Origin of the sequence: Streptomyces sp. NBC_01571, from assembly GCF_026339875.1 — a bacterium.
Classification (GTDB): domain Bacteria; phylum Actinomycetota; class Actinomycetes; order Streptomycetales; family Streptomycetaceae; genus Streptomyces.
Window position 1 is genome coordinate 5378483 of sequence record NZ_JAPEPZ010000001.1, and the last position, 11642, is coordinate 5390124.

Annotated in this window: 12 protein-coding genes and 1 tRNA gene; 9 read left to right on the forward strand and 4 right to left on the reverse strand. The window is 68.9% G+C overall.

Annotation, left to right across the window (positions count from 1 at the left end):
- Positions 1–101: 101 nt before the first annotated feature.
- Positions 102–650: a helix-turn-helix domain-containing protein gene (locus OHB41_RS24215; protein WP_266700296.1), complete on the reverse strand. Its 549-nt coding sequence runs from the start codon at positions 648–650 to the stop codon at positions 102–104.
- A gap of 181 nt (positions 651–831) precedes the next feature.
- On the opposite strand from OHB41_RS24215, the gene OHB41_RS24220 reads away from it, so the two are divergent.
- A tRNA-Ala gene (locus OHB41_RS24220) sits at positions 832–904 on the forward strand.
- A gap of 483 nt (positions 905–1387) precedes the next feature.
- Here OHB41_RS24220 and OHB41_RS24225 read toward each other — a convergent pair.
- A complete protein-coding gene (locus OHB41_RS24225; RefSeq protein ID WP_266700297.1) occupies positions 1388–2077 on the reverse strand; it encodes a DUF5324 family protein in 690 nt (229 codons plus the stop codon).
- Between the two features lie 313 nt (positions 2078–2390).
- Between OHB41_RS24225 and OHB41_RS24230 the strand changes: the two genes are divergently transcribed.
- Both OHB41_RS24230 and OHB41_RS24235 read left to right on the forward strand, forming a co-directional pair.
- Entirely contained in the window at positions 2391–2924 is a 534-nt protein-coding gene (locus OHB41_RS24230) for a peptidylprolyl isomerase (RefSeq protein WP_266700298.1), read from the forward strand.
- Positions 2925–3031: 107 nt separating this feature from the next.
- On the forward strand, positions 3032–3946 hold the full coding sequence (locus OHB41_RS24235) for a rhomboid family intramembrane serine protease (protein ID WP_266700299.1): 915 nt from the start codon (positions 3032–3034) through the stop codon (positions 3944–3946).
- A gap of 280 nt (positions 3947–4226) precedes the next feature.
- Here OHB41_RS24235 and crgA read toward each other — a convergent pair whose 3' ends face one another.
- Positions 4227–4481, reverse strand: a complete 255-nt coding sequence (crgA, locus tag OHB41_RS24240; protein ID WP_153289608.1) for a cell division protein CrgA — start codon at positions 4479–4481, stop codon at positions 4227–4229.
- Positions 4482–4623: 142 nt separating this feature from the next.
- Between crgA and OHB41_RS24245 the strand changes: the two genes are divergently transcribed.
- From OHB41_RS24245 to OHB41_RS24270, 6 genes are all read left to right on the forward strand, one after another.
- On the forward strand, positions 4624–5403 hold the full coding sequence (locus OHB41_RS24245; RefSeq protein ID WP_266700300.1) for a DUF881 domain-containing protein: 780 nt from the start codon (positions 4624–4626) through the stop codon (positions 5401–5403).
- 32 nt (positions 5404–5435) lie between these two features.
- The gene (locus tag OHB41_RS24250; protein WP_266706082.1) at positions 5436–6134 is read left to right on the forward strand and encodes a class E sortase; all 699 of its coding nucleotides are present in this window, start codon (positions 5436–5438) and stop codon (positions 6132–6134) included.
- Between the two features lie 73 nt (positions 6135–6207).
- A complete protein-coding gene (locus OHB41_RS24255) occupies positions 6208–6369 on the forward strand; it encodes a hypothetical protein (RefSeq protein WP_165854063.1) in 162 nt (53 codons plus the stop codon).
- Entirely contained in the window at positions 6366–7004 is a 639-nt protein-coding gene (locus tag OHB41_RS24260; protein ID WP_266700301.1) for an aminodeoxychorismate/anthranilate synthase component II, read from the forward strand. The genes OHB41_RS24255 and OHB41_RS24260 overlap by 4 nt, the downstream gene beginning before the upstream one ends.
- The gene (locus tag OHB41_RS24265; protein ID WP_266700302.1) at positions 7001–8494 is read left to right on the forward strand and encodes a class E sortase; all 1494 of its coding nucleotides are present in this window, start codon (positions 7001–7003) and stop codon (positions 8492–8494) included. Before OHB41_RS24260 ends, OHB41_RS24265 begins: the two co-directional genes overlap by 4 nt.
- Positions 8495–8577: 83 nt before the next feature.
- Positions 8578–9324, forward strand: coding sequence for a class E sortase (locus OHB41_RS24270; RefSeq protein WP_266700303.1), 747 nt, complete (start codon positions 8578–8580; stop codon positions 9322–9324).
- 195 nt (positions 9325–9519) lie between these two features.
- Here the strand turns inward: OHB41_RS24270 and pknB are convergent, their stop codons facing one another.
- A complete protein-coding gene (gene pknB, locus OHB41_RS24275; protein WP_266700304.1) occupies positions 9520–11508 on the reverse strand; it encodes a Stk1 family PASTA domain-containing Ser/Thr kinase in 1989 nt (662 codons plus the stop codon).
- Positions 11509–11642 lie beyond the last annotated feature (134 nt).

Below are 11642 nucleotides of genomic sequence, written 5' to 3' on the forward strand. Positions count from 1 at the left end.
GGTCCTGCGGCTTCCGCGAGGTGCCCGGCGGCCCGGGACGCGGCGCTGGACGGCGTTGCGAGCCCTCCAGCGCGGGGCGTGCGGCCGGCCGGACCGTCGGCTCAGTTCTGGTGCGACTGGTAGTGCGCGACGGCGTCGGAGGTGCGGCCGGCGCCGTACACCCGGAGGAACTCTGCCAGTTCCGGGTGGGTCGGAGCGAGGGTGTCGGCGGCCTCGATGATGTCCCCGGCGGCCGCCACGGAGCGCAGCAGCGACTGGATCTCGCGGACCACCCGCTTGACCGTGGGCGCACCGGAACTGCTCGTCGACTGCGTGGTGTTGTTGAGCACGGAGCCCCCCTGCGACTTCTTGATCTCGTCCATGCGCTCGGTCGCCTCGGCGGCGCTGACGCTGCCGTCCGCCACCTGCCCCGCCAGATCCTGCAGCAGCTGGACTCGCTGGACCACCGCGGGGTTGCCGATCTTGGCTCGCTGGCCGCTCATCAGCTGCGACAGCATGGGCGCGGACAGGCCCAGTACTCCGGCAAGACGCGCCTGGTTGAGGCCCAGATCGTCTATGAGCCTACGGAAGAGCGTCCCCAGCGGCTCCCCGTACCAGTTCCGCTGCAGCTCCTGGGCTCTTGCGGTTGCTTCTTGCTGTGCGGCGTCCATTGCGTCTCCCCATCGCTTCCCCAAAACCGTGGTTCGCTGTCGCGAACCACGTCGAGCATCTTACGGAGAGTGGTCGCCCACGGGGACCCCCAATCTTTTTGCGAGATACCGGGGGTGACCCGGTACTCTGGTGCCCGGCGCCCGTCGGTATCCGAATCAACCGGCCGGACGCTTCCCTCAAGGGGCCTTAGCTCAGTTGGTAGAGCGCTGTCTTTGCATGGCAGATGTCAGGGGTTCGACTCCCCTAGGCTCCACACCTCGGACCGGCCGGACGCCTTCATGGCGACCGGCCGGTTTTCGTATGCCCCGCTTTGCCCCTTCATGGTGACCTGCGTCACAGGGTTCAGTTCGCAGGCGTTGCATTTGTTTGCGCAAATGGACGGGGTGCGCGAGGGCCCCGGGGCCCTCGCGCGGGCGGTCTCCGCGCCCCGGGGGAGGTCGGGCTCCACTGTCGGAGCCGTGCGTGAACTGGCACAAGCAGAGGTGTGTAACCAGGGCAATGCGCACGGTGAAGAGAGTCTGTGTGGATGTTGTGCGTGAAGGCCGTTGCAAACGTCATCGCGGACGGAATCCGTAAACGAGAGCCTTCCCCGCCGGCGTTCCCGCCGTCCCTTGCTCTGTCCTCCCCGGTGCGACGGGCGCCGCGGTTTTGGCCCGTTCCACGTGAAACAACGCTGTGGGGCAGGAGACCCTCAAGTCTCCTGCCCCACAGCGTTGTTGATGTCCTGGACCAGGACTCAGTGGCGATCGTCGCGCTTCGCCGCTTCCTCCTCGGCCTGCTTGGCCTGGACCTCGGGGTCGAGGTCGGGTCGGCCGCTGCCGTCGACCGATGTCAGGCGGCCCGGCTCGGGCACCTCCGTCGCGGCGGGGGGCTCGACCAGCCAGTCAGGATTGGCCTGCTTGTCCCACCACCTCCAGGCGGCGTAGGCGCCACCGGCCAGAAGTCCCAGGACGGCCAGTCCCTTGACGGCGCGGCCGGCCTTGGCCCGCCGCCGATGCTTGCGGACCAGCTTCTCGATCTCCCTGGGCGAGACCTGTCCGCGCAGTGCGGCCAGCGCCGCCGCACCCCGTGACGCGGCCTCCTCCCGTACCGGCTGGGCCGCGGCCATGGCCTGCCCGATTCTCGGCTTGGTGTAGTCGGCGGCCTGGAGCGCCGCCTGGCGGGTACGGACGGCTGCGTGGTCGACCTTGGGCGGCACGTGGGAACGCGCCTGCTCGAGGCGCGGTGCGAGATGGGCGTCGTACTGCACGCGGGCCTGCTCTGCGGCCAGCGACATCTTGGGCGCGAGCCGTACGCGTGCCTCGTTCGCGTAGTGCGAGGCCCGGTCCTTGGCCGTGTCGGCGTAAGGCGCCACCACTTCCGCGGCGTGCAGCACGCTGTCCTTCGCCGAGCCGGTCGCGGCGCGCACGCTGTCAATGCGGGTCACGGGTTTTCCTCCTCCTCGGTGGCGTACTTGGGCGTTCGAGTACCCCAAACAGGCACAGTCCACCTTTCCACCCTTTTCGAGATCATGCCCCTTGCGCGACGGCGGGGCATGCGAGATAGGGCATACGGGGCAACAGGGCCTTACCACCGACCCTGCCACGGATCGGCGCTCGCGGCGCCGCCCGCGGGAGGACTCGACGCGTTTTCCGCAAGAGGGACGACGGGATGTTCGCCCGGAGGTGGTGGTCGGACGACGCGAGGCCCGGTCCGTGCGAGGATCGGGGGGTCAAAAAGAAGGCAACGGAAGGCAGATCGTGGCCGAGCAGCTTTACGCCACCCTGAAGACCAACCAAGGCGACATCGAAGTCCGGCTCCTGCCGAACCACGCGCCCAAGACGGTCCGGAACTTCGTCGAGCTCGCCACGGGTGAGCGGGAGTGGGTCAACCCGGAGACGGGTGCGAAGTCCACGGACAAGCTCTACGACGGCACGGTCTTCCACCGGGTGATCAGCGGATTCATGATCCAGGGCGGTGACCCGCTCGGCAACGGCACGGGTGGCCCGGGCTACCAGTTCGAGGACGAGTTCCACCCCGACCTCGCCTTCGACAAGCCGTATCTGCTCGCCATGGCCAACGCGGGCCCCGGTACCAACGGCTCGCAGTTCTTCATCACCGTCTCCCCGACGGCGTGGCTGACCCGCAAGCACACCATCTTCGGCGAGGTCGCCGGCCCGGCCAGCCAGAAGGTCGTGGATGCCATCGCGGGCACCCAGACCAACCCGCGCACCGACCGTCCGGTCAACGACGTCGTCATCGAGTCGGTCGTCGTCGAGACCCGCGAGGGCTGAGCCCGGAGGCCGAGGGGCCCGAGGACTCCCGCAGGGAACCAAACGCCCCGTTCATCCGTAAGGATGGGCGGGGCGATGCAGTGCGTACGACCGATTGAGGGGACTCGATGGACCAGGCGCCAGGCAGCCCGCAGGGCCCGAAGGACCAGGGATCGCAGGATGCCCAGGGCTTGCCGACCTGTTACCGGCACCCGGACCGCGAGACCGGTGTGCGCTGCAGCCGCTGTGAACGGCCGATCTGCCCCGAATGCATGGTCAGCGCGTCCGTCGGCTTCCAGTGCCCCGAATGCGTCCGGGGCGGCTCCGGTACGGGACACCCGCCGGCGGCCTCCCGGCCCCGCACGCTGGCGGGCGGCACCGTCGCCGCGGACCCCCGGCTCCTCACCAAGATCCTGATCGGGATCAACCTCGCCCTCTTCCTGGTGCAGCAGGCCGTCGGCGACCGCTTCACCGACAGCTTCGACCTCATCGGCCGGGCGTACGTCCCGGTCCTCGGCTCGGTCGAGGGCATCGCGGAAGGCCAGTGGTACCGGCTGCTGACGTCGATGTTCCTGCACGCCAGCTATATCCACATCCTGTTCAACATGCTCAGCCTGTGGTGGATCGGCGGCCCCCTGGAGGCGGCCCTCGGCCGGGCCCGCTACCTGGCGCTGTACTTCGTCTCGGGGTTCGCCGGCAGCGCGCTCACCTACCTGCTCGCCGCCCCGAACCAGCCGTCGCTCGGCGCCTCCGGCGCGATCTTCGGCCTCTTCGGCGCGACCGGGGTTCTCATGCGCCGGCTCAACTACGACATGCGCCCGTTGATCGGCCTGCTGGTGGTCAACCTGATCTTCACCTTCACCCCGGCGTTCGGCATTTCCTGGCAGGCCCACATCGGCGGCCTGGTGGGCGGTGTCGTCGTCGGCTACGCGATGGTCCACGCGCCGCGGGAGCGGCGGGCGCTGGTCCAGTACGGGGTGTGCGCGGCGGTGCTTGTCGCGGTGGTGGTCGCGACGCTGGTCAGGACGGCTCAGCTCACCTGAGCCGCCCCGGTCACCGCTGTTGTCCACAGACGGTGGCGGATCTTGTGCACGCTGTGGGGGAACAGCTGTGCCCCCTGTCGCTGACCCGAGTTTTCCCAGGTCGGACAGGGGGCGAACAGGCTTGCGGATCCCGGTAGGTCAGTCACACCGGCGTCAACCCTGGATGAGTTATCCACAGATCGTCGTTCTTTTTCCACCTGTGGAAAACAGTTGTGGATAACTCAGTGGATAGCCCTGGGGAGAGCTGTCCGGGAGCTGCCGCACCGTCGGTCGCGGAGCGCTACTTCCACTGCGTGGAGACGCCGAATCCCGCTGCGATGAAGCCGAAACCGACCACGATGTTCCAGTTGTCCAGCGCGTCGACCGGCAGTGAGCCGTCGGTCACGTAGAAGACCACGATCCAGGCGAGACCGATGAGGAACATGGCCAGCATGACCGGCGCGACCCAGCCGCGGCTGGTGAGCTTGATGTTGGTCGTCTGCTTCGCCTGGGGTGGCGTGTAGTCGGCCTTCTTGCGGATACGTGACTTCGGCACGAGGGTCTCTCCTGTCGATGCGCTGCGTGGCCGCGCAGGGAACTGGGGCGGGCTCCGGGGCAGCGTACAAGGGGACACTGAGCGCTCCCCCGGGCGTCCGTTAGCGTAGTGCTTCCGCGGCGCCGAAGGAGATAAGGGTACGTTGAGCAATTCTGCCGACTCTCCAGGGACGGGTTCCAGTCCTGCCGATACGCGCCGTTTCCGGCCCGTTCGCGTGCTCACCGTGGCCGTCTTCGCCCTCGCCGGCCTTATTTTCTTCACCAGCTTCAATACGGCCAAAGGCACCAATATCCGCACCGACGCGTCCCTGCTGAAGCTCTCCGACCTGATTCAGGAGCGCAGCCACAAGAACGCGTCGCTCGACGATTCCAACGGCGCGCTGCGGGACCAGGTCGACGCCCTCGCCGGACGGGAGAACGGCGGCAGCAAGGCCGAGAGCGACAAGGTCGCCGCGCTGGAGAAGAAGGCGGGTACCCAGCCGCTCAAGGGGAAGGCCGTCACGGTCACCCTCAACGACGCCCCGCCGAACGCCACGGCCAAGCTGCCCGGCTACCCCGAGCCGCAGCCCGACTATCTGGTCATCCACCAGCAGGACCTGCAGGCCGTGGTGAACGCCCTGTGGCTGGGCGGCGCCCAGGGCATCAAGGTGATGGACCAGCGGCTGATCTCCACGAGCGCCGTGCGCTGCGTCGGCAACACGCTGATTCTGCAGGGACGCGTCTACTCGCCCCCGTACAAGATCACCGCGGTGGGTGACCCCCAGAAGCTCCAGAAGGCGCTGGCGGACTCCCGGGCGATCCAGAACTACATGGTGTACGTCAACGTCTACGGGCTCGGCTGGAAAGTCGAGGAGAACGGGACGGTGACTCTTCCCGGCTACTCGGGCACAGTGGATCTCCACTACGCGAAGCCTGTGGAGTAGCCGGAGCCGCTGCCGCTGGGGGGCCTGTGTCGGTGCGAGTGGTCGTCAGGACGTTGAGCGAACTCTGCATCACCGTCGGCACACTGATCGTGCTCTTCGTGGTCTACGTGCTGTTCTGGACGGGCGTGAAGGCCGACAGCGAGATGGGCCACCAGATCGACCAGCTCCAGCGGCAGTGGTCGAAAGGGGCACTGGCGCAGCAGCGGGGGACGCCCACCGCCGCCCCGGCCACCGAGAGCCCGAAGGCGCCGCCCTCCTACACGTACGGCAAGCCCTTCGCGGTGATGTACATCCCGCGTCTTGGTTTCACGTGGAACAAGCCCGTGCTCGAAGGCACCGGAACGAGTGTCCTGAAGAAGGGGCTCGGCCACTATCGGGGGACGGCCCAGCTGGGGCAGACGGGGAACTTCGCCGTTGCGGGACACCGCCGGACCTACGGCGACCCGCTCAAGGACTTTCCGAAGCTGCGACACGGCGACGCGGTGGTGCTGACCGACGGGACGACCTGGTTCACGTATCGGATCGACAAAGGCCCTTACAAAACCGTACCCACGGACGTTGAGGTGATCGACCCTGTGCCACGTAAGTCCGGGTATACGGCTCCGGGCCGCTACCTGACGCTGACCACCTGCGAACCGGAGTGGGGTCACAGCCACCGGCTGATCGTCTGGGCGCATCTGGATTCCACACAGCCTGTGGAGGCTGGGAAACCGGGGGCGCTCCGCCGTTAGTCTGGTCCCGTACGGCGTGGGTCCGGTGGTGCAGGGCGGGGCTCTGACGCCGTGGTGCGACGGAAGGGACGGCATGTACGGCTTCATCTGGCGGCATCTGCCGGGGAACGCGTGGGTGAAGGCGCTGATCTCACTCGTGCTCGTCCTGGCGGTGGTCTACGTGCTCTTCCAGTACGTCTTCCCCTGGGCCGAACCGCTGCTCCCCTTCAACGATGTGACGGTGAACAACCAGTGAGCGCGCGGATCCTCGTCGTCGACAACTACGACAGCTTCGTCTTCAACCTGGTCCAGTACCTGTACCAGCTGGGCGCCGAGTGCGAGGTGCTGCGCAACGACGAGGTGTCGACCGCGCACGCGCAGGACGGGTTCGACGGGGTGCTCCTGTCGCCCGGCCCGGGCGCTCCCGAGCAGGCCGGCGTGTGCATCGAGATGGTCCGCCACTGCGCGGACACCGGGGTACCCGTCTTCGGTGTCTGTCTCGGCATGCAGTCGATGCAGGTGGCGTACGGCGGGGTCGTGGACCGTGCGCCGGAGCTGCTGCACGGCAAGACCTCGCTGGTGGAGCACGAGGGCAGGGGCGTCTTCGCCGGACTGCCGTCCCCCTTCACCGCGACCCGCTACCACTCGCTCGCGGCCGAGCCGGAGACCGTGCCGACCGCGCTGGAGGTCACCGCTCGCACCCACGACGGGATCATCATGGGCCTCAGGCACCGTGAACTCCCGGTTGAGGGCGTGCAGTTCCATCCCGAGTCGGTGCTGACCGAACACGGGCACCGGATGCTCGCCAACTGGCTCGTGGAGTGCGGCGACCAGGGTGCCGTGGCGAGGTCGGCGGGGCTCGCCCCGGTGGTGGGCAGGGCCACGGCGTGACCGCGCTGCGCCCCGAGCGCGAGTCCGGCGCCGCCTACGGCGCCGCCGGAGGAGACGGGTCCTCGTACGGGCAGCAGCCGTACGGGGCGCCCGGGGCGTTCGAGGGCGCGATCGAGCAGCTGGCGGACCCGCTCACCGATCCTCTTCCGGGCACGGCCCCCGCTCCCGGCCGCACACCTCCCGTCCACACCGCCCCCGGCCATGCCGTTCCGGCCGCGCCCACCGCCGGGCCGCAGGCCGGTCCGGGGCAGCAGTGGCCCGGCCACCATCAGTACGCGGGGGACGGCTCCGCCGGGTACGCGCGGGACTGGCAGGGGGCGGCGCAGGGCGGCTACGACGGCGCGCGGCAACGGCAGCCGTACGCGGAACCGGCGACGACCGCCATGCCGGCCTTCCAGGAGTCCGCGCCCCCGTACGGGGCCTCCACGGCTCCGCCCCCGTACACGCCGCCCCCAACCCCGTCCGCGCCCGTGTACGGGGCCTCCACGGCCTCGTCCGGTCCGGTGCCCGGTCCGGGCTACGGCGGCGTACCTCCGACGGCGGCCCGGCCGCTGGACGACGAGACCGTGGCGCTGCGGGCCTCGGAGGTCTCGGAGGCCCGGCTCATGGCCGCGCCCAAGACGCGTACCGACGCCGCGGACGATTCGGCAGCCGTGCCCGGGGGCCGCGCGGCCCGACGCAAGGCCGCACGGCGCCATGGGCGCCACGGAGGCCCCCCGGAGTCCCTGGAGTCCCAGACGCCCCAGGAAGGGGCGCAGGAGGCCTCTGGGGCGCCGCTGAGCCGTGTGGCGGCCCGCCGGGCCGCCCAGGCGCGGAAGCCCGGCGCGGCGGTCGTCGTGAGCCGGATGGTCGGCGAGGTCTTCATCACCACCGGCGTCCTGATGCTGCTGTTCGTGACCTACCAGCTGTGGTGGTCGAACGTCCGGGCGCACCAGCAGGCCGGCAGCGCCGCGCACCACCTCCAGGAGGACTGGGCGAGCGGCAAGCGGAGCCCGGGGACGTTCGAGCCGGGACAGGGCTTCGCCATCCTGCACATCCCGAAGCTGGACGTCGTCGCGCCGATCGCGGAGGGCACGAGCAAGACGAAGGTGCTCGACCGCGGCATGGTGGGCCACTACGGCGAGGGCAGTCTCAAGACGGCGATGCCGGACGCCAAGACGGGCAACTTCGGCCTCGCGGGCCACCGCAACACGCACGGTGAACCGTTCCGCTACATCAACCGCCTCAAGCCGGGCGACGCGATCGTCGTCGAGACGCAGGACGACTACTTCGTCTACAAGATGGCGTCGATCCTGCCGGTGACGTCCCCTTCGAACACAAGTGTGCTGGCTCCCGTCCCCAAGGGGTCCGGATTCACGGGGCCAGGCCGCTACATCACCCTGACCACCTGCACGCCGGAATTCACCAGCAAATACCGGATGATCGTGTGGGGCAAGATGGTCGAGGAACGCCCGCGCAGCAAGGGCAAGCCGGACGCCCTCATCGGCTAGGCGCATCCAGCGGTGCGCTGTCGGCCCCTCGGGCGACGAGCACGTGAGACAACCTGAGACAGACCAGACGGGGCAGATGCACAGTGGCAGCGAGGACCGACCACGACGAGCGCACCGACGCCGACGCCGAGGCGCCCGCACCGAAAAGGCGTGGTCCCGGCCGGATCGCGATGGCGGTCAGTGTCTTCGGCGAACTCCTCATCACCGCGGGCCTGGTGCTCGGCCTCTTCGTCGTCTACTCGCTGTGGTGGACGAACGTCGTCGCGGACCGCACGGCGCACCAGCAGGGCGACAAGGTCCGTGACAACTGGGCGGCGGCGGACAAGGGCCCCGGCGCGCTGGACACCAAGGACGGCATCGGCTTCCTGCACGTCCCGTCCATGAAGAACGGTGAGGTGCTCGTCGAGAAGGGCACCTCCACGGAGATCCTCAACGACGGCGTCGCCGGCTACTACATGGACCCCGTCAAGTCGTCCCTGCCGATGACCGGCAAGAACGGCAACTTCACGCTCGCCGCCCACCGCGACGGCCACGGCGCCAAGTTCCACAACATCGACAAGGTGGAGAAGGGCGACCCGATCGTCTTCGAGACCAGGGACAAGTGGTACGTCTACAAGGTCTTCGGCATCCTCCCCGAGACCTCGAAGTACAACGTGAAGGTCCTCGGCCCGGTCCCCAAGGAGTCCGGCAAGAAGAAGCCGGGCCACTACATCACCCTGACGACCTGCACGCCCGTCTACACGTCCCGCTACCGGTACGTCGTCTGGGGCGAGCTGGAGCGCGTCGACAAGGTGGACAGCGCGCGGACACCGCCGAAGGAACTGCGCTGACACCGCCGAACGCACTGCGCTGAGCCGCCGCCCCGCAGCTCGCGGGCGGGGTCCGGGCACGGAACCGGTGCTCCCGAGGCCGTGGCGCGCGAGATTCCCGGCGAGGCGCCGCACACACGACAGATCCCCGGTACCTCGTGACGAGGTACCGGGGATCCGCTGTACGGAAGGGGCGGCGACGGCCCCGGGGACCACCTACCCGGTGACACCACCGAAGAAGTTGGTGCCGCCGTCGTTGCCGCCGTTGTTCCCGCCGCCGCCGATGGTGGTCAGGGTGATCGCCGCGTTCGGGTCCGCCTGGCCCTGCTGCGGGTTCTGTGCGATGACGCGGGCGTTGTCGCCCTGATCGCCCTGCACCTGGATGTTGTTGAAGCCGTTCTGCTGCAGGATCTGCTTGGCCTGCTGAAGGGTCCGGTTCGCGACGTTCGGGATGTCCTTCTGCGGGCTCTGGACCTTCTTGCCGATCTGGATGTTCACCGTGGAGTTCTTGTCGGCCGAGCTGCCCGCCTGCGGACTGGTCGAGATGACCTTGCCGACCTGGGCGTCGTCCGCGGTGTCCACCTCGGTGCAGTTGCCGGCCAGGTTGCTCGCGGTCATCTGCGCCTTGGCCGCCTCACAGCTCTGGCCCGTCACGTCCGGCACAGTGGACTTCTCCTGCGCCTTGGCGATGGTGAGGGTGATCGTCGAACCCTTCTGCACCTCCGTGCCGAGCTTCGGGTCCTGGTCCAGGACCGTGTTCGGGTCCTCCGTGGAGATCTGGGGCTTCGTCTTGACCTGGAACCGGTAGCCGTCGCCCTCGAGCTTCGCCTTGGCGTCGTCGAGGCTCTGGCCGGTCACACCGGGCACGACCACCTTCGGCGCGCCGGTCGAGACCACCAGGTCGACGGTGTCGCCCTTCTTGACGTCCGCGCCGGCCTTCGGGTCCTGGTCACAGACGCTGCCCTTGGGCTGGGCCTCGCACGGCTTCTTGGTGGTCGTCACCGTCAGTTCGACGTTGGCGGCCATCGCCTTGGCGTCGCCCAGGGTCTGGCCGACGAAGTTCGGGGCGGCGAAGGGCTTGTTGCCGTCGCTGCTGCCGCTGAAGGCCCACTTGCCGATCAGGATCGCGCCGATGAGGACCAGGACCCCCGCCACGACCAGCAGGATCGTCGAGGTGTTCGACTTCTTCTGCTGACGGCGCCGGGGCGGACGGTCGTCGTAGCCGCCGAAGCCGCCGTCGTCCGGGTTCATCGGGGGAAGCATGGAGGTGGCCTGGGCGTCCGTGGAGCGCAGGGCCGTGGTGGCCTGGTCGTTCGGGTAGCCGCCGTAGCCGACCGAGCCCATGGCGGCGGTGGCCGCGACCGGCTGGCCGTCGAGGCAGGCCTCGATGTCCTGGCGCATCTCGTCGGCGGACTGGTACCGGTAGTCCGGGTCCTTGACGAGCGCCTTCAGCACGATCGCGTCCATCTCGGGCGTGATCTCGGGGTCGAAGACGCTCGGCGGCTGCGGCTCCTCCCGTACGTGCTGGTAGGCGACCGCGACCGGCGAGTCGCCCACGAACGGCGGGCGGACCGTCAGCAGCTCGTAGAGGAGGCAGCCGGTGGAGTAGAGGTCGCTTCGCGCGTCCACCTGCTCGCCCTTGGCCTGCTCCGGGGAGAGGTACTGGGCGGTGCCGATGACCGCGGCCGTCTGCGTCATCGTCATGCCGGCGTCGCCCATGGCGCGGGCGATGCCGAAGTCCATCACCTTGACCTGGCCGTTGCGCGTCAGCATGACGTTCGCGGGCTTGATGTCGCGGTGGACGATCCCGGCGCGGTGGGAGTACTCCAGGGCCTGGAGGATCCCGATGGTCATCTCCATGGACCGCTCGGGCAGCAGTCTGCGTCCCGAGTGGAGCAGCTCACGCAGGGTGGAACCGTCCACGTACTCCATCACGATGTACGGGATGGAGATGCCCTCGATGTAGTCCTCACCCGTGTCGTACACGGCGACGATCGCGGGATGGTTGAGCGAGGCGGCCGACTGGGCCTCCCGGCGGAACCGGGCCTGGAACGACGGGTCGCGTGCGAGGTCCGCTCGCAGCGTCTTCACCGCCACGGTGCGACCGAGCCGGGTGTCATGGGCGAGATGGACCTCCGCCATGCCACCACGGCCGAGCACCTGGCCCAGCTCGTACCGGCCGCCGAGGCGACGCGGCTCTTCCATAGCTACCTACCAGCCCTCTCCGTCGATCCCGACCGCACGCTTGTGTGGTCCGGCGGTGTGCCGTCCGGGCATACCGTACCCGGATCGACTTGTGTGACCTGGCCGAGCCCGTCACCCGATACAGGACCGGTATC

Coding starts and splice junctions, on each gene's coding strand:
- OHB41_RS24235 (WP_266700299.1), top strand. CDS start 3,032: ATGGACCAGGCGCCAGGCAGCCCGCAGGGCCCGAAGGACCAGGGATCG.
- OHB41_RS24215 (WP_266700296.1), bottom strand. CDS start 650: ATGGACGCCGCACAGCAAGAAGCAACCGCAAGAGCCCAGGAGCTGCAG.
- OHB41_RS24255 (WP_165854063.1), top strand. CDS start 6,208: ATGTACGGCTTCATCTGGCGGCATCTGCCGGGGAACGCGTGGGTGAAG.
- pknB (WP_266700304.1), bottom strand. CDS start 11,508: ATGGAAGAGCCGCGTCGCCTCGGCGGCCGGTACGAGCTGGGCCAGGTG.